This is a genomic window from Borreliella bissettiae DN127 (assembly GCF_000222305.1).
Classification (GTDB): Bacteria; Spirochaetota; Spirochaetia; order Borreliales; family Borreliaceae; genus Borreliella; species Borreliella carolinensis.
Genome location: NC_015919.1, coordinates 1 through 20,524 on the forward strand (window position 1 = coordinate 1; position 20,524 = coordinate 20,524).

Sequence of the window (20,524 nt, forward strand, 5' to 3'; positions counted from 1 at the left end):
TAAAGATAATTTATTAGTATACTAATAAATTATCTCAAATAACTTTAATACATATGTTACTTTATATTAATACTGGATCTTAACAAGAAATTCTTTAATAATTTTAAAATTATTAATTTTATAATAAAAAAAATAATAATAAATATTGATTTTGCAATCTTGACATGTAAAATACGACAGTGCGTATCAATACTAATACAATTTTGCTTTTTAATACGAATATATCTATTAAAAACTTTTATTAAAAAATAATTTAAACATAAAAACGAATTAGAAAATTAAAGTATAAAAACAATACTCCAAGCTCACAATAAGAAATAAATATAATAAAACTCAAAATTTTAAAACAACCTAAAGCCCATTGAACCTGAAATCACACTACCTTTCTTTCAGTTTTATTAAGCTTAGAAGATTCACTCTTTTATCTTTCCTTCTTGGTCAAAAAATCCCAAATAACGTGGATAACTGGTAGATAGTATTATTCTCACAAAAGAATTTTTAATTAATAGTTTACATTTTTAAAACTTGCCTTTAACACCTAGATTGAGCTTTTTAAAAGTCTTCTTTTACTTTATATTTATCTTCTTAAGCTTAAAAATTTTTAAAAAATCTATTACTAAACAAACAAGCTGATATTAATTTATTATAAATTGCGCTAATATTTTACTTGTCAAAGCTTACTATTAGGAGATAATAAAAACATGAAAAAAATTTTCATATTAATATTAATTTTTGGGCTGACAATACAAATCTTTGCCACAAAAGACACACAAAGCAGAATTGAAAAGGGCATTGAAAGTTTTAATAAATATGATAAAGAGAAAAAAAATCCAATCGGGCCATTCCTTTTAAATTTATTTTTGCCTTTTGGTATAGGATCATTTGTCCAAGGAGATTATATTGGTGGAGGCTCAGTGCTTGGATTTAATTTATTAGGAGCAATACTTTGGGGAACTGGAATGATTCTTAACCATCGTGAAGCACAATTAACCGGATACATACTAATAGGGGTAGGAGCAAGCATGGTTTTAACATCCTACACAGCTTCACTTATTATTCCATTCACATTTGCAAATAGACACAACGAAAATCTTAAAAAAAGGCTCAGCGCTGAGCTTGCGGGGTTTGAGCCCAATTTTGGCCTTGGAATAAACGGATTCCAATTATCGTTTAAAAAAAATTATTAAATGAATATTGGACAACAATTTTTACGATTTAATTTAAAATTAAAAATAAATTTGCCAACAAAGAAAGTATTTCCGTTAATGCTCTCTCTGTTGGCTTATCAATTGCACTTAAAATGCCCCTACTCCCCTTTAAAATACTAAAAGCTCTTGCAATCTTAATCCCGCAATATTCAACCTAATTAAGAAATTATTTTTAATGCCAAATTAATACAATATTTTTAACAACTAATAATAACAATTATTAAATAAAATGTTCTAAACATATTATTAAAATGCTATAATTACTAATTAATAATTAAAATAATTTTTAAGGAGACTATTTTGAAAAAAACAATTATTGTATTTATAATATTGGCATTTATGCTTAATTGCAAAAACAAAAGTAATGATACCGAGCCAGCCAACGATGTAGATGAAAAATCACAATCTAGCTCAAATCTAGTTGATGAAGATCGGATTGAATTTAGCAAAGCAACACCTTTGGAAAAATCAATAAGCAGATTAAACTTAAACAACACTGAAAAAGAAACACTAACATTTTTAACAAACTTATTAAAAGAAAAACTAGTAGACCCAAATATTGGCTTACATTTTAAAAATACTGGTGGAGATGAAAACAAAATAGAAGAGTCTATACAAAAATTTCTATCAGATCTCAAAGAAGATGAAATAAAAGAACTGCTTGCAAAAATCAAAGAAAATAAAGATATGAAAGAAAAAGATTCTGAAGAGTTAAATACTTATAAAAGCATACTTGCTAGTGGATTTGATGGGATTTTTAATCAAGCAGATTCCAAAACCATACTTAACACCCTTAAAGATACTATATAGCCAAACCAAGGCTGAAATTTATAATTAATTTTTAAAAGCTAGTAGTTTAAAACTACTAGCTTTTAAACCAACTTTTTAGTTAATCAAAGAATTAAATGCAAAACTTGCACTTTTTATCTTAGGATATTTTTCAATTATTTTTTTCATAGTAACATTAAAAAGCTGAGAATCAAGTGAGATTCTGTAAACTTTTTCATTTTTTGGATGTTGCTTGGACTTAATGCTAATCTCGGCAATCATATCGCTCCAAGTTCCATTATTATAAAGAGAAACAAAAGCCTCAACCACTTTTTTGGCATTGCTAGAACCAAAAGGATATGCAGTTACAAGCCCAGATTCAACTGATTTTTCAGACATTGGAAGTCCCCCAAAAAATCCGCCTTTATTTTCATTAAAATTTATATCACTTCCCCTGCTTATTAACTTAAATCCAGAAATAGAATAAAGCGGATCACTCTCTCTAGTAGTTTCAAAAATTATTAAAGGCATGGCATAAGAAAGATATCCCCCATCAACAGGAGAAACAAGGTAAGAATACTTAATGCCACTAAGTTCTTTAATAAAATCTCCGTGCTCCCCAAACAAATCTCTAGCTTTAATTTTTATCCAACGAATACGAACCGGCAAAAGAAAAAAATTTATTGATTTTACTCCTTCTAAAAACTCTATTTTAGAGTAATCAATAAATTTATTTTTATTCTCAAGAGCTTTTAAAGTATCATAATTTTGCAAATTATAAACTACATCAGAATCTCCAGAAAAAAGCCCAAAATTCATCGATCCGAAAGCTCTTTTTTCTTGATCCAGCCTATTCCCTCCTCCATTTTCTCCAATAAGCCTACTACTACCCTTTCTCTCCATTTTTGAATTATCATCTAAATTACACCCTAGAATTAAAACTACAACAGATATAATGACTCTTTTCAAAACGCTCCCCCTTTAAATTTTTATCTAATATTTAAAGTTTTTAAATTATAGTATTAGAAGAAAATGTAGATCAATTAACAAAAAAATCAAAATTAAAAATTTAACGCCGGCTAATCTCTTTTATCAAGCTGTTTAACATTCGATTTATATAATCATAAAGTTTTTTATTCTTGCCAATATTGTTGTAATAAAGTTTAAAAATTTCTAAAAGAGAGTTTCTAACTTTAAAAATCAAGACTCTTTTGTTTTTATTACCAACAGAGCCCAGTGCTTGTTTGAAAGATTTACGTGATTTTTCCATTTCTTTTAAAAACCTATTAACATCATAATTTAATGTTATTTCTTCTAGCTTTCTTAATATCAATCTAGAATATTCCTTTCCAAGCTTTTTAAACAAATCGTCAACATTTTCAAAATCTAATTCTCCGTCTAGCAAAACCCTGCAACATTGCAAAATTTCTTCTTCTTCGTCTGTTAAATTGCGTTTCCAATTTAAATGCCAATCAAGCTCTGACTTTGTAGTAAGAGAAAAATTTTTTAATTCAAGAAGTTCTTTGCTAACACTGCCAATTTGTTGATCGATTGTTTTTTCAAGAGCAACAAGAATGTCTGCGCCCGAACCACCGGCATTAATCTTGGTTAGATAAAACTGCTGACACAAATTCATATCTAAAAGAGACATTTCATCTTCTCTATCACTCTTATCAGAATAATTTTCAATCAATCGCACCAAGGTGCTCATTTTAGAAGACAAATCTTCCCAACGCTTTTTCCCTATATCAATCAAAAACTGATTAACATCTTTTTCGCTGTATCTATATTTTGCCAGCACTTCATCATTGTTTAAAAGCCACCCACCAAGAGCATATCTATTCTCATCATTTTGCAAAGATTTCTTGAAAAACTCAAAATTTTTGACCTCTTCCGAATTTAAATGGGGAATCCAAATCTCATCATGAGCATTTTTCAGCAAAGCTTTACCATATCTTGATTTGCCAATATTGTGCTTTGAAGAAGTTTTTTGCAAAGACTCCGAATTATCTAAACCGCCAAAATCATTGCTCAACTGCTCCGGGGGTTTAGGCATTAAATTTTCAGAATTTCTTAAAGTTTGCAAATCCTTTTTAAAGCCTTTAGATTTGCTTAATACTTGATCATTCTTTTTGTTTTTCAAACTGCTTAAACTAGAATTTTTAAGCCCATTGTTCCCAGAATCTAAAGACTTTTTTTCATTGCTTATTAAATTTTGATTATTTCTATAAGTAGTACTTTTTAAATCTTCTTCTAAAGATTTGCCCTTACAATTAACAAAAACCAGAAAGCTAATAATAACTGCAATTCCTATTTTATTCATAAATTAAATTTCCTCTATTTAATTATTGGTTTAAATAAAAATATAGCTCACTTTACATACACTAAATGTATAAATTACATTATTTCTTATTATAAAAAGAATTAGGCTTGATGTTGTTTTAAGAATTTGTTTTTTAAAATAAAAAACCTATTTAAAACAACTTAAATAAAGCTTTAAGCCTAAATTAATCCAATTCTGCCTTTTAAAGCAAATAAGTATTAATAATCTAGATTATTTAATAATTTATAAATTATACAGATAAATTAAAATCATTAATATCAACCCAAATCATAGAAATTTAAATTTTCAATCTAGACATATCTGCAACAAAACAAACATAAACAGAAAGATTAACTCTTACAGCAAGAGTTAATCTAAGAGTTGATTAAAATAAAAAAGCTAAAACGAAGCGGATGCATCGTAGTTTTTAACAAGATTGCACGCCTCTTCAATGTTTTTAGTAGTCATAAAAGATTGTCGCACATTATCTATGTAGGTTTTTTCAACCTGTAACAACTGCTGCTTAGCATTAGCAACATTTGGATCATTTGAGCTTTCAAGGTTCATTTTGGCCCTTCTTTTGGCCTGCAAACACTTAACAACAGTAGCAAGCATTTCTTTTATTTTCTCTTCATTTAAATTAAAAATTTGATTAAACTTATCTGGCCTACTATCAAGAACCACCTGCTCAAGAAAAAACAAAGCTTCTTTTTGGTCATCATTTAAAGAGTCTACAAAAGACATTTTAAGCTCTTTATTTGCTGCGCTATCAGAAGTATTTAAAAGCTTTGAGGATCTTCTCCTAAGATCAGAATAATTAAATTCTTTACAAGAAAAGAACAATAAAATAACAAATAATAAAATATTTTTCATACAGTCTCCCACACTGCGATTACGCAAATATTTAAATTCAAAAATTAAATAAACTTTTTTAAAAAAAATATAAATTATAATATATCTCAACATTTAAAATAATAAACATTTTGTAAAAGTTTATAGAAATATCAAATAAAATATGCTAGAATGACTTTGGTAGTTAAAAATGGAAATTAAAATCGATGAAAAATTTAATATAGTATTTAATAACGATCTTAAGTTAATAGAAAACATTGAAGAACAAAAACAGCGTTTATTTTTTTATCTTAAGACACCAAAAGGCAGTTTAAAGGGAAATCCAAATTATGGGCTTGACTACAGCTTTTACTTTAAACTTTGCAAAGCTAACAAATTAGAATCTATTAAAAATTTTTTTTTAAACCTTTCAAAAGAACTCAAAATAGACCTTATTAACGTAAAAACAAGCATTAAAAACAAAACAATAACAATAAATTTTTTCTTTTTAGGAAAAGACACTTTAAAAATGGATTTTAAAATATGAGTATAATTTTTGACAAAAACTTAGGAATATTGGAAAAAACAATAGAAGAAATTCAAAACGAAAAAAAACATATGCTTAGAACCAAATACGGCATAAACATTAAAGACAATTCAATTTACGACATAATAAACTTTCCAAGCTCAAGCATTGACAAACAAATATCAGAAGTCTTAAAAGAGCTTTTTTCCAAAATTAAAGAAAATGGAAGCTATTTTAATGCACTCAAAGAAGATTTGAGCACACCCAAAAGCTCAACTTATGAAGCAATAAGAAAAGCTCTGCTAAATGTTGAAGGGGTTAAACACATAAACATTTTAAGTGGGCCTGGAACAATAAATCTTTACTTAATACTACAAGAAGATTGCTTTAAAGACCAAGAAAAAAAGCAAATTAAAATTGAAACTAAAGAAAATATTTGGCAAGCAATCTACTATACAGCACCAAGCGGAACAGTTTTTAAAGGTGACATTGAGATTGAGTTTTTAAACAAACACAACCAAAAAAAAACATACAAATTCAGCTTAGGCAAGAAGAAATATGCATATCTTAAAGCGGTCTACAAAACAGAAGCAAAAGACGCAATCTACAAAGATATCGATGCTCAAATTAGAGACATTTACAACAAAATATTAACCAACAAATACATTGAAATGGGGACATCTCTTAGATATCAAGACTTTCTTGCGCCAGTTAGCATTATCCGGGGAATAAAAGAGCTTAAAATCGGAGTTTGCATTAAAAATGATAAGACAACAAAAATCACACAACTTAGTGATAGTGATTTCACATTTAATAAAGACGAAAACACCAAAGAGGATGAAATTATTATTTTTGATACAAATAAAAGATTACTTATTAACAGAGAATAAAAATGAACAAAGAAATACCAAAATTTTTAGAAAATACCCAAATTGAAAAATTCATTTGCAATGAACTTGATTATAAAAAAGAGATATTAAGAGAACTAAAAGAACTGCTTGTAAACTTCAACACAATTAACGTTAAAAAGAGCATTAACTCCAAATACATTGCGCTGCTAATGCTTTCAATATTTAATGCATTTCACTTTAAAAAAGAGCTAGATAAAAATCTTGTTAACTTTTTAGATGCCATTATTTTTGCAATAAAGTCTATTGGCACTGACGAGAGCTTTATTGTACTCTTTAAAGCTTTTTTACACGCAAATGTAGAAGTCAGCTCAAACGAAAACGCTCCGGGCGAAATAATAATAAAATTGCTTGGAAACATTAAATCCCCTATTGAATTTAATATTGCAGCAAAAAATCAAAACAAGCTAAAAAAAATAACCGCAAAACACACGGGATTTAAAAAAACTCTAACTTCTAACTACATGCCCAAAGATTACAAAAACTCAGTATATGAATTTATTAAAATATTAATTCCTATAGGAAGGATAGTTAAAATAATAGACAAAAAACAAATAGAAATAAAAAGCACAAGAACAAAAAACTTTAGCACAGCAGATCATTTTTTTTGATCTACTGCTTAAATAGCGTGTAAATAGTAATTAAAAAATTGCAGAAATTTAAAACCTAAGAAATTTAAAAGGAGAATTTATGAATACCAACGAACCACAAGAAAGCGTACAAATAAAAGACTTAAACAGAAAAACAAAAGTTAATCAAAGCGATCTTATCCCTATTGATGACATAGTAGAAGATACTTGTGCAATCACATATAAACACCTCCTAGAACAAATACAAAACGATACATTTTATAACAACGAATTTGGGGGCTTTAAAAAAGCAATAAAAGATGTAATTAGCAAGGAACTTTTAGAAAACAAAGAACATATAAAAAATATTTATATTAAAGTAATCTCAAAGCTTTTAGAGCTAAGCACACCACTTGAAAACATAGATTTTGATACTGTTTTTAGAAAAGTTAAATCTACGTTTATTGAAAGCTTAAAACACACAAACACAAAACCATCTTCAAACAAAATTTCAATTTACAACTCAGACACAAAAGACATTGAACTTATTCAATTTGAAATCTTTATTGAAAGTTTAAAAGAAATTCTTGTAGAAAAAGACGAAATAAACAGGCTCAAAAGCGACCTAACAAATTACGTGCAAATAAAAGATTTTACAGACAAATTTAGAAACTCTTTTAAATCAATCCCCAAACAAACTCTTGATACAAAAAATGAACAGCTTGTAAGCTGTTATCAAAACAAAATTCCACAAATTGTAGACATTCCTATTTGGTGGCAAGGCAAACCACGCGACTTTGGGGGACTACACACAATAGTTGACGATGCTACAATATTAGAATTCCAATACAAGAACAAAGCTACAACCGTTGTGCTTAAAAACAGAAGCAGCACATCAATTGTAATAAACGAATCATACAAAGATAGTTATATTTACTTACAAATAGATGCAGAAATCAGACATTCAAGCTCAACAGAAGATGACAATAAACAATTTTACCTTCAATTTGAAAAAAGCTCTGCAAAAATTCTAATAGCTTCATTTTCTTCTCAAAACATGCCCACACTTAAAACGCCAATTTACAATGGCTGGTACTACGTTGGATCGGGCAAACTAAGCACGGGAGAAGAAATGCCAATTTTAAACAAAGTATAAAAATAAATAAAAGGAGATATTTATGGATACAATACTTATTTTTTTGTCAACAATTGACAATACAAAACTAATTATATTAGGAGGATTTATTGTGCTTGCAATATTGCCAATGATTTTCGCAATAAAACCACCGTTTAGAGAAAATTTAAATTTTCTTATCAAAAAACTTTTAAAGAATATAAATAAAAAGGGGAAAAAATGAACAGCAAAATGAATATCAACTCTGGCATTGAGGCTTTAAATAATTTATATGATTTTCTAAAAAGTAGCGATTCTCCAACAGAAGTCAAAGTGGAAAAGGGAATATATTTGGGGCTTAATCTTTACAACCTAATAATGAGCATCTATAAAGACAAAATCACAACCCTTGAAAAGGAAGAATCATTAAAAATATTAAATGAAATTGAAAATGTTAATAATAAAATTACTCAACTTATATCAAGCATTAATGATGAGAGAGATTTAAGTATTATTGAACATTTAAGAGAAGAGAGAAACGAGCTAATGACAATCAAAACCCAAGCGCTCCAAGAAGAAATAAAAGCGTTCTCAGAAAATCTAAGAAATACTAGCAACAAAACCCAAAACTTAAAAGAAGATAAAGGAGATTAAATTGCAAATTAAAAATTTTCCTTTTTTGTTTTTATTAAATATTTTTATAATCTTTTCGTGCTCTACAATAGCAAGCCTTCCAGAAGAGCCATCATCCCCAAAAGAGTCAACATTAAAGGCCTTAAGCTTATATGAAGCGCATCTTTCAAGCTATATTATGTACTTACAAACATTTCTTGTGAAAACTAAACAAAAAGTAAATAATAACAATTATCCTGAGTTTACGCTTTTTGACACAAGCAAATTAGAAAAAGCCCAAACTCTAAAATCAATCAAAACAAACATTGCTACTTTAAAAAATCATATTGACAAAATAAAACCAATTGCAATGCAGATTTACAAGAAATACTCAAAAAATATACCTTAATACCTTAAAGACATTTACTTTTTCTTTTTCCTGAAAGTCCCGGTTGCGGGACTTTTTTAAAAAAATAAAAGCCTACATTAAAACCAAACTCAATTAAAACCAAACTCAATTAAAACTAAACTTAATTTAAGTTATTATCATTTTATTTTTTTTCAATTTTCTATTTGTTATTTATTAATCTTATACTATAATTATACTTGTATTAAGTTATATTAATATAAAAGGAGAATATATTATGAAAAAATATTTATTGGGAATAGGTCTAATATTAGCTTTAATAGCATGTAAGCAAAATGTTAGCGGCCTTGACGAGAAAAACAGCGTTTCAGTAGATTTGCCTGGTGAAATGAAAGTTCTTGTAAGCAAAGAAAAAGACAAAGACGGTAAGTACAGTCTAATGGCAACAGTAGACAAGCTTGAGCTTAAAGGAACATCTGATAAAAACAATGGATCTGGGATACTTGAAGGCGTAAAAGCTGACAAAAGCAAAGTAAAATTAACAGTTTCTGAGGATCTCAGCACAACTACACTTGAAGTTCTAAAAGAAGATGGCAAAACATTGGTGTCAAAAAAAACAACTTCTAAAGACAAGTCATCAACAGAAGAAAAGTTCAATGACAAAGGCGAATTAGCTGAAAAAACAATAGTAAGAGCAAACGGAACCAGACTTGAATACACAGAAGTTAAAAGCGATGGATCCGGAAAAGCTAAAGAAACTTTAAAAGACTATGCTCTTGAAGGAACTCTAACTGCTGAAAAAGCAACATTGGTGGTTAAAGAAGGAACTGTTACTTTAAGTAAGCACATTTCAAAATCCGGAGAAGTAACAGCTGAGCTTAATGACACTGACAGTGCTCAAGCTACTAAAAAAACTGGAAAATGGGATGCGGGAACTTCAACTTTAACAATTAGCGTAAACAGCAAAAAAACTAAAAACCTTGTATTTACAAAACAAGACACAATTACAGTACAAAAATACGACTCAGCAGGCACCAACTTGGAAGGCACAGCAGTCGAAATTAAAACACTTGATGAACTTAAAAACGCTTTAAAATAAGGAGAATTTATGAGACTATATTTAACAGGATTTGCTTTAGCGTTAGCTTTAATAGGATGTGCACAAAAAGGTGCTGAGCCAAAAAATACTCCTCAAAAGTACAATGATCAAGAACTTATTGACTCAAGCAAGGCGCCAAAAGACGCTAAACAAACCCTTCCTACAGTGGCAGAAGACACAGTGTCTTTGTTCAGTGGCAATGAAATTTTCTTAAGCAAAGAAAAAAATAGCTCCGGCAAATACGATTTAAGAACAATAATTGATCAGGTTGAGCTTAAAGGAACTTCCGATAAAAACAATGGTTCTGGAAGCCTTGAGGGCGTAAAAGCTGACAAGAGTAAAGTAAAATTAACAGTTTCTGACGATCTAAACACAATAACTGTAGAAACATTTGACAGTTCTGGCAAAAAAATTTCAAGCAAAGTTACTGTAAAACATGGGTCAATAACAGAAGAAACTCTCAAAGCTAATAAATTAGACTCAAAAAAATTAACAAGATCAAACGAAACTACACTTGAATACTCACAAATGACAGATGCTGATAATGCCACAAAAGCGGTAGAAACTCTAAAAAATGGCATTAAGCTTGAAGGAAATCTTGTAGGTGGAAAAACAACATTGAAACTACTAGAAGGCACTGTTACTCTTACAAGAGAAATTGAAAAAGATGGAAAAGTAAAAGTTTATTTGAATGATACTGCATCTGGTTCTACTAAAAAAACAGCTACCTGGCAAGAAACTACTAGCACCTTAACAATTAGTGCTGACAGCAAAAAAACTAAGGATCTAGTATTCTTAACAGACGGTACAATTACAGTGCAAAAATATGACTCAGCAGGAACTGCCCTTGAAGGTAAACCAGCTGAAATTAAAGACCTTGCAGAACTTAAAGGTGCTTTAAAATAATATATAAGTAAACCCCCCTACAAGGCAAAAGCATGTAGGAAGGGTTTATTACAACCTAAAAATTGAATTTATATATTTTTCAATTTGTTACTTCTGGAAAAAGTCTCTTAGGAGACTTTTTCTCTTTTTAAAAAGAGAAAACATAACAATAACAAGTCAAACTACTTAAAGCTTTAAGTCTCTAAATATTTAATATCAAAATAAAAAGCGCCAATAAACTGAATGCATGGCTAAAATTTAAGCAAATTAACAGGGCTAATTCCTTCACTCAAGCCCAACTCTTGAATGAAGGATAAATAAATAAAATAATTTCAATTCTTAATAAAATTAAACCCATCGCTAATCAGCTCACTATTTTAAATAAAAATTAACGCGTAAAAATAATTTACTCCTAATATAAGTTTATTACTGATAATATTTTATTATAAAAACTTACTTTTGTAAAGTATATTTAACAAATATGCATTAAATATACTTTTTTTTATATTTTTTATATAAAAATACTTTACTTTTTTAAGAAACTGTACTATTAATTAAGTTATAATTAAAGAAACTACTTATATTAGGAGTATAAAATTGAAAACATTAAAACAAAAAGCACCAAGCACTACAAAAAAGGCAAAGAAAACTACAATGAACTTCCAACATAATTTGATTGTATTAATCTCTACTCTTAACTTTATCAACTTAAACTTTAAAAAATACACACAAAAAAACATACTTTATTTCCTAAACAAAAACCTTGAAAGAAATAAACAAAACCCCATAAAACTCAAAACACTACAAAACTATTTATACATACTAGAGAAAAAATTTAAAGTCACACTAAACTACTGTAAACATTTGGGGAAAAATTCTGGAAGTGAAACTTATTATAAGCTTAAATACAAAAAAGAAAAATGCTATTTGATAATTAACGCATACTTTAAAGAAAAAGTAATCAATAAAATTAACGAATTTACACAAAGAATAAAAAAATTTTATCAAATAAATAGTAGTGTTAAATGGGAGTGTATTAATAATACTAATAATATATATAAATATAAAGAATATAGAAATATACACAAAAATTCCAAAAAAACAACAAATAACAAAACAATAAAAAAATATTTAAGTAAATGTAACTTCAAAACAAAAATTCCATCTCTAATATTGGATTTAAAGACAACAAACATAATTAAAATCCATCACTTAAGAAATCTAAAACACATTGAAAATGACCTTAAAGAAATAGATCCTAGAAACATTGAAAAGCACATATCAAGTGTAATAAAAGAAAATGTAAACAACCCAGGATATCTATGCAAATTTTTCAAAAACAGCGGATATAAAAGAATAGTAAACAAAATAAAAGAAACAGATAAAAAATCTAAAAACAAAAAAGAAATTTTAAAAAAAGTAATTGAAAACAAAATAAAAGAATTAGAAAATGAACAATATAAAAAAGAAGATCTCGAGAAGTTTTTTAGCAAAACATACGAAATTTATAAAATAAAACCACATTTCATAATAGAATACAAAAAATATCCAGATTTAGATAATTTAGTCAAAAGAGCAAAAACAGAAGTTCCCAAAATTCAAGACAAAATGCTAAAGTTAAAAAGTATAAAAAACAACATTTTTAGTATATTATTAGAACAGTTAAGGCACAAAGTAGATGAAGATAGGTTAATCCCTATTTTAAAAAAATTCATTGAGAATGAGCCTGATCTTAAATATAGCAAGGTATTTGACAATTCCTACTATAATAATTTAATTGAAATAGTGAGCTAGCAAGTTAGAAAGAAAATGTACAGTTTGGCTTTACTATTAAGGAAAAAGGAAAAAAATGACGGCTTTACTTGAACGATTAAAGCAAAAACAAAAAGAATTAAAATTAAACACAGACAACAAACCAAAGTCCCAAAAGGGAAAAAAGGCCAATGTTTTTTCTAAGATTGAGGAGGTTAAAGGTAGAAAGATATACCATACTAAAATCTTTAATGACTTTTATACATTTGGAATAAGCAAAAATGAACCTACGAAATTTTTCATTTCTTTAAGGGGAATCTTCAACATAGAAGACATAAGTATGTTTCATTTATTCTCTATAAGAGAAGATGATGAATTTATGGGAATTTATTACGGAATAAGAAAGCTTGATAAGGCATTTATTGTAAAGAATTTCAACAAGAAGGAAACATACACTCTTAGAAAATGTGAATACATTGAATTTAAGTTTAAAAAAGGTTCTGTTTTTTGTTATTTAAACGGGCTTCATATTTTACTTAAAAAAGATAGGGTCGACAGCCCCTATTACAACACACTTTTAAATATCATTTTAGAACTAGAAACCGAACTCTACACTTTTTATAGCAAAAAATTGGCAAAAGGGGGAATTATTCCTGAATGGATAAAAAAGAGACAAAAGTAATAACAGTTGCAAGCATAAAAGGTGGTGTTGGCAAGAGCACAACAAGTTTAATTTTTGCCACATTGCTTTCAATCAAATGTAAGGTTCTTTTAATAGACATTGACACTCAGGCTTCAACAACAAGCTATTTTTTCAATAAAATTAAAGACAATAATGTCGATCTAATAAATAAAAATATATATGAGGTATTAATATCAAATTTGCATATAGACAATGCACTAATAGCAATCAACGAAAATTTGGATTTAATTCCAAGCTATTTAACACTACATAAATTTAATTCAGAATCCATTCCATATAAAGAATTTAAATTAAAAGAACAGCTAAAGTTAATAAGCAATCATTACGATTATATAATACTTGATACAAATCCCAGCTTAGATTTTACCTTAACAAATGCTCTTGTGTGTAGTAATTACATAATAATACCAATAACAGCAGAGAAATGGGCCGTTGAAAGTTTAGATTTGTTTACTTTTTTCATGAACAAGCTATTATTGACTTTACCGATGTATTTAATAAATACTAAATTTAAAAAAAACAACACACACAGAGAACTTTTAAGAGTTTTAGAGAAAAATAGTAATTTTTTGGGCTCAATATCTGAGAGAGAAGATTTAAATAAAAGAATAGCAAAAAATGACAGATTTGATTTGACGAAGGATTACATAATAGAGTACCAAAATACGCTCACGGCGTTTTTAAATAAATCAAGTTACGTACACTAAGTGTACTCAGATTGTAAAGGAGGAGACAGGTGGAAATAAAGATAAATAAAAGAAATTTATCTGAGAGCGTTAGAGAAGAAGAACAGGCGCTTATTCATTATAATAAGCTTAAAGAAAAATTAAACATTAATTTTCAAAAAGAAATTTATTGCAAATTAGAAGCAATGAAGGTTTTAAAGGAAATTAAAGACAAAGAATATTATAAACTTGATAACTATTCTAGTTTTGATGATTTTGCAAAAGATTATAGACTTGCCAGAACTCAAACATATAAATATCTTAAAATTGCAACAGCAATAGAAGAAGGTTTAATTGAAGAAAAATATGTAGTTAAAAACGGAATCAACGATACAATTTGCCTTCTTAAAACAAAAGAAAGTCCAAGTTTAAAAAAATCCAACCAAAACCCAATAAAACCACTAAGATTTCAGCTTAAAAAGGAAGAAGCTTATTCTTTTTATAAAAAAAATGCAAAGCTTACAAGCTTTCTTTTGGAAAAAATTTTTTTTGAAGAAGAAGATTTTTTATCAAAAATAATAAAAGAATTTGAAACTTTAAGAAATAAACGAAAATAAAATATTTATTTGCAAAACTTGAAAAGTTAGTGTATACTTTATAGGTACAGACTGACACGCAATGTGTCGCTCTTAATATAAGGACCTGTTACCTTAAAGGGTTTATTGGGGATTCTTTTAAAAGAAAGTCCAATAAACCCTTTAACTTTTAAATTAAAGTTTTTATTTTTTAATATTAATTTTAGAAAAATTTAGAAAAGTATTTACAAAACATAATTTTTTTTATACTATATTATTAGTAAAAAACTTATATTAGGGGTTAAGATGAAAAGGCTTAATAAGATCAAAAGGAAAGAATACTGCAAATTTTTAATTAAAACTTTTGCCATTAAACACAATGCGTTTGAGTGGCTTGGTTCTAATATATTAAAGATTCTTAAAACCCTAATGTTTTCTTATTAAGCTTTTGGATTCTAAGGTTTAAATAAAAATTTGTCATAAATTTTTATTTATTTAAAAATTATATTTAAAAATTGTATATTTAAAAATGTTTATTGAGAAAATATTACAAAGTAATGCAGAATTGTTTAAAGACATTCAAAAGTCCGGATGTTATTTTTTATCTTTGCACTATTGGATATTTGTTTTAACAGGTTTTGATTTTACGTCAAAAGACGTTAATTTAAATTATCAGCGGTTTTTAAAATTAGGCTACATTAGAAATGATTGTTATATTTTAAATCCATGTGAAATTCTCAGATGTTATAAAATATTTTCTAAGGTTAGATATGAAAGTCCGCTTTATTTGCCCAAATCTGGTAGAGAGTTTGAAATAACACAGGTTAAGCTGAAAGATCAAGTGTTTATGCATTTTCTTGTAATGGATAATAATAAGGTGCTTTACGACAGCCTTGATTTAAAGTCCAAAGGAAAGAAATTTCAAATAATATCAAAAAGAATATTTAATTATTTTGTTTGAAAAGATTAATTGTATTTTTAAATTCTAAGCCTTTTAGGTGAGTTGTTTAAACTTTAACTTATTTTATGTCTTGATTGTCGGGTGAAAAGTTTAATATTTGTTGATTTGCATTTCAAACCAGTATTTAAATTATAAGATAAAACCCAACCGACTGGATTTGGTTGGGTTGTTGTTTTAAACCGATTATAAAAATGGTGGTTATTAGGTTTTGTTGCACTCTTCAACAGCACTACTATTCTTATTCTTTTTCTTTTCTAGGGCACAGTAGTTTTTCTTATGAACCCTTTGTAATTTTGTTTTCATTATTTTAGCAATTTCAAGTATTCCTTCAGCTGTAGTTGTAGGGTATTTTGCAGCCGCATCTGTAACTGTCTTTGTCATTTCTTGTACCCCCAATTCTTGTAATGGTCCTGAGACCTCAAACATCATGTTGTACATTGCTGAGAATTCACCACTACTTCCAGTCTCTTTAAGTTTGGTAGCTTCCCCCTCAAGTGCTGTTACAAATTTTTCTGCCACTTCAGTAGCCCGCATTTTTGCTTCAAGTATAAATGGCTCTTCTGATACCTTAGTACCTGTTTGGCCGTCTTTAAAGGCAGCAAAATTTACATTTTTATTAACAGCTTCTTTTCTAATTTTATCTATTTCATCTGTAATAGCTTTGGCGCTTCGTTCTAATATAACTTTTGTTTCTCCTGTTAAACCACATGATAATGATATAAACAGGCTAGCAAGTAAAGTTAGTTTTAGTAAATTTTTAAAATTAAAGATTTTGAAAGTTTTTTGACATTTATTCATAGTTTATCCTTTTTAAAATTTTAATAAAAGCAGCAAATCAATATTAATATTATTAAATTGTAAATATTAGGACGAGCTAAAAATAAAATTTTTAGTCCATTCTAATGACAATATTTTTAATATTTATTTTTTGTTTTTGCTGGTATTATTTTTTTCTCCTCATTTTCAAGATTTTGTTTTGCCTTAATTACTTCTAGTTGATTTTCTATTTGAACTTTAACTTCAAGCAATCTTTCGGCTGTGTTTATAGGGGTATTTTTAGTGCCCTCTAAAACACGGGATTTTACGCCTGTTATTCCAACCTCTTCTAGCGATTCTACAACGTCAAGCATAAAGTCAGACATAGCCAAGAATTGACTACTTTTACCAGTTTCTTTAATTTTTAAAGCTTCTTCTTCTATTATCTTGAGAAACTTTCCTGTTTCGTCAATGGCCTGTATTTTTGCTTCTCTTAATGCAAGCCCACCATTTGTCACTTTAGAGCCAGTTTTACTTTTTGTAAAAGCTGCAAAACGCACTCCCTTGTCAGTGGCTTCTTTTTTTATTTTTAGGATTTTATTTTTTAAATCCCTAGAAGATGATTCAAGCGCTAGCTTTGTTTTTTCTATTAGTCCAACGTTACATGCAACCAATAGAGTAAAAAACAAAGCTATAGCTATTAAATTTAATTGTTTCATTTAACCTCCTTTGATATTAAGTTTATTTAAATAAATCTAAATTTTAGCCCAGTTTATTAAAAATAAAATAAAATAAATTGGTAATAGATTTGATGTAAAAAGTCAATGCCATTTTTGCATTTGTACTAAGTTGCAAAACTTTTATTTTCAAGCCGTTATTTTCAAGCCTTGTCAGTTTTAATTTTATTTTTGTTAGGGAGACATGAATTTGTTTTATGCAAATATAGCAGTAACATTGTTTGGAGTTATAAGCTGGCCTTTTAAGCGGGTTTATAATTTTGATATTTATTTCCAGTTTGACATAAATAATACAAATTAGTTATTTTGTATTATTTTTTAAATTAAAACAAAGATCTAAAAATTTAGGTCTAAAAATAAAAGAGAAGCCATGCTCCCGCAATTTATTGGCTTCTCTTTTGAGTATTTTGACTATTTTGACACTGTTTTAATTAAGAGAGGAGTGTGGCTAGCAGACCCATAAGGCTTGAAAATGCCTTTTAACCCCTTAAAAATTGTTCTGTTTTGTCAGCCCCAGAGACTATTTTATTTTTTCCTTTAATTATTATGCCCAGCAAACTTTCAGTGGCTGTATTGTTCCCAGCAGTTTCTATTGAGCGTTTTAATCTTTTATTTTGTTTGTTAGCAACGATTTTTCTGATTTTTAGTTTTTGCTCCCCAGCAAATGTTCCACCGTCCATATTACACGATAACATTACCGCCGGCAACAAAATATATTTTATTTTAAACATTTCTTTTTTCTTTTACCATTTATTTTTATTAATTTTATTCTATTTAAAAATATATCTCGTTAATTAAATTATTCATAATAAAAAACAATAATTTTTCTTGAGTTTTTAAAAGAACTTAATTAAAATAAAACAATGATATTTAAAAATAGAAAAGAAGAATATATTTTTTTATTTAAAAAAGGTTTAAAAGATTTAGACATTGCTCAAATTTTAGGCGTTAGTGAATCTTTTGTAGCAAAAGCCCGAAACAAATATTTTAAATCTGATGATTATGTTTGCAAAAAGAACTCTATTTTTAGCAATCAAGCGGGAGAAAGCATTGCTAAAGAGCCTTTTAACGAGGATAATTTCAACAATTTAATACTACTTGCTACAAAAAAGGCCTGTGAGCTTGAAAATGCCAAAAACGAAACTGAAAAGTTATTTTACGAGATGGCTCGTTCTTTTATTGATTCCCACAACAAATATAAAAATCTCAGCCTAGCAGCAATAAAAAAGGATGCATTAATCTTGGACTTAAAAATTAGCAAACTTCAAAGCGAGATTAGCGGCAATAAAAAAAGAGACCTTAAAGAACAAGAAAACCTTGAGAGAGAGCTTTCTTGTAAGATTAAAGAAAGAGAAGAGATTGAAAAAAAGCTTATTACTATTTGTATGAGAGAGGATTTTGACGCCCTTGTTAAGCTTAAATCTGTTTTAAGTAGTAAGAATTTAAAATTGGAGTAAAATTTGAAATTTTTAAGATTTCCGGCATTTCTAAATCTTGAGAAAAAGTTTAAAAATAAGTTTAATATTAATATTTTGGATTATATTAAGCCAAAACCAACTAACATTTGTTTTAAGGATTTTGAAAACAAATACTTAACTGCTAAGCAAAAGGAAGTTCTTTTTGACATAGAAAGTAATAATTATTCAAAAGTAATATTTAGTGGTGGAATTGCAAGTGGCAAGACTTTTTTAGCCTCATATTTGCTTGTTAAAAAGCTAATTGAAAACAAATCTTTTTATGAACAAGATACCAATAATTTTATTATAGGCAATTCTATTGGTTTGTTGATGACAAATACCATAAAACAAATAGAAAAAATTTGCAGCTTGCTAGGAATTGAATATCAGAAAAAGAAAAGTGGACAGTCTTTTTGCAAAATAGCAGGCCTTAAGCTTAATATTTACGGGGGCAAAAACAGAGATGCTTTTTCTAAGATTCGTGGGGGCAATAGTGCAATAATTTATGTAAATGAAGCAACAGTAATTCACAGAGAAACTTTACTTGAAGTGGTCAAAAGGCTTAGAAAGGGCAAAGAAATAATTATTTTTGATACAAATCCGGATCATCCAGCACACTATTTCAAAACAGACTATATTGAAAATACAGATGTTTTTAAGACATATAATTTTACAACGTACGACAACCCCTTAAATTCAGCGGATTTTATTCAAACCCAGGAGAAACTTTACAAACGTTTCCCCGCTTATAAGGCACGCGTGCTTTACGGGGAGTGGATTTTAAATGAATCTACGCTATTTAATGAAATGATTTTCAATCAAGATTATGAATTTAAAAGCCCAATAATGTACATTGATCCTGCATTCTCAGTAGGTGGAGACAATACAGCTGTTTGTGTTTTGGAGCGCACTTTTGAGAAGTTTTATGCGTATATTTATCAAGATCAAAAACCAGTAAGTGATAGTTTAATGCTTTCTTCTATTCAAGTTTTAATAGAAAATTTCAATGTAAATACTGTTTACATTGAAGAGAGAGATAGCACCAAAGGAGATGGGATTTTAACCAAAACAATTCTTTTTTTAAGAAACAAAAGTATTAACTATTTTAAAGTTGCGCCAATAAAGCCTGCAAGCAATAAATTCAAAAGAATCTGTGCGCTTATTCCTTTGTTTGAAAGCCACAAAATAGAATTTTTAAAAATAATAAATAAAAATGTAGTATCTGATATTTACAGCTACAAAGGAGACGGCAAAACAAAAGATGATGCACTTGATTCTCTTGCAAATGCTTATCTTCTTTTAACGCTAAATCATAAAGAAAAATTATTTCATTTCGGCAAGTTTAAATATTTATAATTTGATCTATATTTTTAGATATTAGTTTAAGTTTTTTCTTATTAAGAATTATTTAAAAAGTTTTTGTCTTTTTTTGCTAATTTTGTTAAAAAATTTCTATTTGTCTTAAACCTAGGGCAAAGCAATATTAAATAAATTTTTAAATCATTTAAAATTTTTTATTTAAAAATATAATTTTTTATAAAAAATAAAAAGCTAATATTTAATCTTTTAAAAGTTTTGAAAAAGAATTTTTCAAGGTTATTTTTTTGGGGAATATTGTTGATATGATTTATAATTTAATTTTTATTATTTTTTTATCAAAGAAGGGATAGTTTAATGAATGTCAGAATTTTTTTATTTTTCTCTCAAG

24 protein-coding genes are annotated in these 20,524 nt (G+C 27.9%); 18 read left to right on the forward strand and 6 right to left on the reverse strand.

Going from position 1 to position 20,524, the window contains the following annotated elements; genetic code table 11:
* Positions 1 to 701 precede the first annotated feature (701 nt).
* A complete protein-coding gene (locus BBIDN127_RS06690; protein ID WP_014023187.1) occupies positions 702 to 1,187 on the forward strand; it encodes a P13 family porin in 486 nt (161 codons plus the stop codon).
* A 321-nt stretch (positions 1,188 to 1,508) separates the two neighbouring features.
* Positions 1,509 to 2,018, forward strand: coding sequence for a hypothetical protein (locus BBIDN127_RS06695; protein ID WP_014023188.1), 510 nt, complete (start codon positions 1,509 to 1,511; stop codon positions 2,016 to 2,018).
* Positions 2,019 to 2,093: 75 nt separating this feature from the next.
* On the opposite strand, the gene BBIDN127_RS06700 is transcribed toward BBIDN127_RS06695, so the two are convergent.
* From BBIDN127_RS06700 to BBIDN127_RS06710, 3 genes are all read right to left on the reverse strand, one after another.
* Complete coding sequence (locus tag BBIDN127_RS06700) at positions 2,094 to 2,945, reverse strand: S2/P23 family protein (protein WP_014023189.1); 852 nt, start codon at positions 2,943 to 2,945, stop codon at positions 2,094 to 2,096.
* A 100-nt stretch (positions 2,946 to 3,045) separates the two neighbouring features.
* Positions 3,046 to 4,299 carry a hypothetical protein gene (locus BBIDN127_RS06705; protein ID WP_014023190.1) on the reverse strand — a complete coding sequence of 418 codons (1,254 nt, stop codon included), beginning with the start codon at positions 4,297 to 4,299 and terminating at the stop codon, positions 3,046 to 3,048.
* Between the two features lie 399 nt (positions 4,300 to 4,698).
* Positions 4,699 to 5,172 carry a BBA07 family lipoprotein gene (locus BBIDN127_RS06710; protein WP_014023191.1) on the reverse strand — a complete coding sequence of 158 codons (474 nt, stop codon included), beginning with the start codon at positions 5,170 to 5,172 and terminating at the stop codon, positions 4,699 to 4,701.
* 169 nt (positions 5,173 to 5,341) lie between these two features.
* Here BBIDN127_RS06710 and BBIDN127_RS06715 point away from each other — a divergent pair, with 169 nt between their 5' ends.
* The 14 genes from BBIDN127_RS06715 to BBIDN127_RS06780 all read left to right on the forward strand — a co-directional run bounded on the left by BBIDN127_RS06715 (position 5,342) and on the right by BBIDN127_RS06780 (position 15,866).
* Positions 5,342 to 5,677: a contractile injection system sheath initiator gene (locus tag BBIDN127_RS06715; protein ID WP_014023192.1), complete on the forward strand. Its 336-nt coding sequence runs from the start codon at positions 5,342 to 5,344 to the stop codon at positions 5,675 to 5,677.
* Entirely contained in the window at positions 5,674 to 6,546 is an 873-nt protein-coding gene (locus BBIDN127_RS06720) for a DUF276 domain-containing protein (protein ID WP_014023193.1), read from the forward strand. Before BBIDN127_RS06715 ends, BBIDN127_RS06720 begins: the two co-directional genes overlap by 4 nt.
* A 2-nt stretch (positions 6,547 to 6,548) precedes the next feature.
* Positions 6,549 to 7,175, forward strand: coding sequence for a DUF735 family protein (locus BBIDN127_RS06725; RefSeq protein WP_014023194.1), 627 nt, complete (start codon positions 6,549 to 6,551; stop codon positions 7,173 to 7,175).
* 79 nt (positions 7,176 to 7,254) lie between these two features.
* Positions 7,255 to 8,289, forward strand: coding sequence for a DUF685 domain-containing protein (locus BBIDN127_RS06730; protein WP_014023195.1), 1,035 nt, complete (start codon positions 7,255 to 7,257; stop codon positions 8,287 to 8,289).
* Between the two features lie 22 nt (positions 8,290 to 8,311).
* Positions 8,312 to 8,491 carry a BlyA family holin gene (locus tag BBIDN127_RS06735; protein ID WP_014023196.1) on the forward strand — a complete coding sequence of 60 codons (180 nt, stop codon included), beginning with the start codon at positions 8,312 to 8,314 and terminating at the stop codon, positions 8,489 to 8,491.
* Positions 8,488 to 8,901 carry a BlyB family putative holin accessory protein gene (locus BBIDN127_RS06740; protein ID WP_014023197.1) on the forward strand — a complete coding sequence of 138 codons (414 nt, stop codon included), beginning with the start codon at positions 8,488 to 8,490 and terminating at the stop codon, positions 8,899 to 8,901. The genes BBIDN127_RS06735 and BBIDN127_RS06740 overlap by 4 nt, the downstream gene beginning before the upstream one ends.
* 1 nt (position 8,902) lies before the next feature.
* Positions 8,903 to 9,268: a BBA14 family lipoprotein gene (locus BBIDN127_RS06745; RefSeq protein ID WP_014023198.1), complete on the forward strand. Its 366-nt coding sequence runs from the start codon at positions 8,903 to 8,905 to the stop codon at positions 9,266 to 9,268.
* Positions 9,269 to 9,503: 235 nt separating this feature from the next.
* The gene (ospA, locus tag BBIDN127_RS06750) at positions 9,504 to 10,325 is read left to right on the forward strand and encodes an outer surface lipoprotein OspA (RefSeq protein ID WP_014023199.1); all 822 of its coding nucleotides are present in this window, start codon (positions 9,504 to 9,506) and stop codon (positions 10,323 to 10,325) included.
* A 9-nt stretch (positions 10,326 to 10,334) separates the two neighbouring features.
* A complete protein-coding gene (gene ospB, locus BBIDN127_RS06755) occupies positions 10,335 to 11,231 on the forward strand; it encodes an outer surface lipoprotein OspB (RefSeq protein ID WP_014023200.1) in 897 nt (298 codons plus the stop codon).
* Positions 11,232 to 11,807: 576 nt separating this feature from the next.
* Positions 11,808 to 13,004: a plasmid maintenance protein gene (locus BBIDN127_RS06760; protein WP_014023201.1), complete on the forward strand. Its 1,197-nt coding sequence runs from the start codon at positions 11,808 to 11,810 to the stop codon at positions 13,002 to 13,004.
* A 55-nt stretch (positions 13,005 to 13,059) separates the two neighbouring features.
* Complete coding sequence (locus tag BBIDN127_RS06765; RefSeq protein ID WP_014023202.1) at positions 13,060 to 13,644, forward strand: DUF226 domain-containing protein; 585 nt, start codon at positions 13,060 to 13,062, stop codon at positions 13,642 to 13,644.
* The gene (locus BBIDN127_RS06770) at positions 13,620 to 14,372 is read left to right on the forward strand and encodes a ParA family protein (RefSeq protein ID WP_014023203.1); all 753 of its coding nucleotides are present in this window, start codon (positions 13,620 to 13,622) and stop codon (positions 14,370 to 14,372) included. Before BBIDN127_RS06765 ends, BBIDN127_RS06770 begins: the two co-directional genes overlap by 25 nt.
* Positions 14,373 to 14,401: 29 nt before the next feature.
* Complete coding sequence (locus tag BBIDN127_RS06775; protein ID WP_014023204.1) at positions 14,402 to 14,947, forward strand: chromosome replication/partitioning protein; 546 nt, start codon at positions 14,402 to 14,404, stop codon at positions 14,945 to 14,947.
* Between the two features lie 487 nt (positions 14,948 to 15,434).
* Positions 15,435 to 15,866 (forward strand): DUF261 domain-containing protein, encoded by a 432-nt coding sequence (locus BBIDN127_RS06780; RefSeq protein ID WP_014023206.1) that lies wholly within the window; start codon positions 15,435 to 15,437, stop codon positions 15,864 to 15,866.
* 201 nt (positions 15,867 to 16,067) lie between these two features.
* Here the strand turns inward: BBIDN127_RS06780 and dbpA are convergent, their stop codons facing one another.
* The 3 genes from dbpA to BBIDN127_RS06795 all read right to left on the reverse strand — a co-directional run bounded on the left by dbpA (position 16,068) and on the right by BBIDN127_RS06795 (position 18,039).
* Positions 16,068 to 16,664 carry a decorin-binding protein DbpA gene (gene dbpA, locus BBIDN127_RS06785; protein WP_014023207.1) on the reverse strand — a complete coding sequence of 199 codons (597 nt, stop codon included), beginning with the start codon at positions 16,662 to 16,664 and terminating at the stop codon, positions 16,068 to 16,070.
* Positions 16,665 to 16,780: 116 nt separating this feature from the next.
* The gene (dbpB, locus tag BBIDN127_RS06790) at positions 16,781 to 17,341 is read right to left on the reverse strand and encodes a decorin-binding protein DbpB (protein ID WP_014023208.1); all 561 of its coding nucleotides are present in this window, start codon (positions 17,339 to 17,341) and stop codon (positions 16,781 to 16,783) included.
* A 497-nt stretch (positions 17,342 to 17,838) separates the two neighbouring features.
* A complete protein-coding gene (locus BBIDN127_RS06795; RefSeq protein WP_014023210.1) occupies positions 17,839 to 18,039 on the reverse strand; it encodes a hypothetical protein in 201 nt (66 codons plus the stop codon).
* Between the two features lie 183 nt (positions 18,040 to 18,222).
* On the opposite strand from BBIDN127_RS06795, the gene BBIDN127_RS06800 reads away from it, so the two are divergent.
* Together BBIDN127_RS06800 and BBIDN127_RS06805 are read left to right on the forward strand one after the other, a co-directional pair.
* A complete protein-coding gene (locus BBIDN127_RS06800; RefSeq protein ID WP_014023211.1) occupies positions 18,223 to 18,816 on the forward strand; it encodes a hypothetical protein in 594 nt (197 codons plus the stop codon).
* A 3-nt stretch (positions 18,817 to 18,819) separates the two neighbouring features.
* Complete coding sequence (locus BBIDN127_RS06805) at positions 18,820 to 20,172, forward strand: PBSX family phage terminase large subunit (RefSeq protein WP_014023212.1); 1,353 nt, start codon at positions 18,820 to 18,822, stop codon at positions 20,170 to 20,172.
* Positions 20,173 to 20,524 lie beyond the last annotated feature (352 nt).

Coding starts and splice junctions, on each gene's coding strand:
- BBIDN127_RS06690 (WP_014023187.1), top strand. CDS start 702: ATGAAAAAAATTTTCATATTAATATTAATTTTTGGGCTGACAATACAA.
- BBIDN127_RS06705 (WP_014023190.1), bottom strand. CDS start 4,299: ATGAATAAAATAGGAATTGCAGTTATTATTAGCTTTCTGGTTTTTGTT.
- BBIDN127_RS06710 (WP_014023191.1), bottom strand. CDS start 5,172: ATGAAAAATATTTTATTATTTGTTATTTTATTGTTCTTTTCTTGTAAA.
- BBIDN127_RS06715 (WP_014023192.1), top strand. CDS start 5,342: ATGGAAATTAAAATCGATGAAAAATTTAATATAGTATTTAATAACGAT.
- BBIDN127_RS06720 (WP_014023193.1), top strand. CDS start 5,674: ATGAGTATAATTTTTGACAAAAACTTAGGAATATTGGAAAAAACAATA.
- BBIDN127_RS06725 (WP_014023194.1), top strand. CDS start 6,549: ATGAACAAAGAAATACCAAAATTTTTAGAAAATACCCAAATTGAAAAA.
- BBIDN127_RS06730 (WP_014023195.1), top strand. CDS start 7,255: ATGAATACCAACGAACCACAAGAAAGCGTACAAATAAAAGACTTAAAC.
- BBIDN127_RS06735 (WP_014023196.1), top strand. CDS start 8,312: ATGGATACAATACTTATTTTTTTGTCAACAATTGACAATACAAAACTA.
- BBIDN127_RS06740 (WP_014023197.1), top strand. CDS start 8,488: ATGAACAGCAAAATGAATATCAACTCTGGCATTGAGGCTTTAAATAAT.
- ospA (WP_014023199.1), top strand. CDS start 9,504: ATGAAAAAATATTTATTGGGAATAGGTCTAATATTAGCTTTAATAGCA.
- ospB (WP_014023200.1), top strand. CDS start 10,335: ATGAGACTATATTTAACAGGATTTGCTTTAGCGTTAGCTTTAATAGGA.
- BBIDN127_RS06765 (WP_014023202.1), top strand. CDS start 13,060: ATGACGGCTTTACTTGAACGATTAAAGCAAAAACAAAAAGAATTAAAA.
- BBIDN127_RS06770 (WP_014023203.1), top strand. CDS start 13,620: ATGGATAAAAAAGAGACAAAAGTAATAACAGTTGCAAGCATAAAAGGT.
- BBIDN127_RS06780 (WP_014023206.1), top strand. CDS start 15,435: ATGTTTATTGAGAAAATATTACAAAGTAATGCAGAATTGTTTAAAGAC.
- dbpA (WP_014023207.1), bottom strand. CDS start 16,664: ATGAATAAATGTCAAAAAACTTTCAAAATCTTTAATTTTAAAAATTTA.
- dbpB (WP_014023208.1), bottom strand. CDS start 17,341: ATGAAACAATTAAATTTAATAGCTATAGCTTTGTTTTTTACTCTATTG.
- BBIDN127_RS06795 (WP_014023210.1), bottom strand. CDS start 18,039: ATGGACGGTGGAACATTTGCTGGGGAGCAAAAACTAAAAATCAGAAAA.
- BBIDN127_RS06800 (WP_014023211.1), top strand. CDS start 18,223: ATGATATTTAAAAATAGAAAAGAAGAATATATTTTTTTATTTAAAAAA.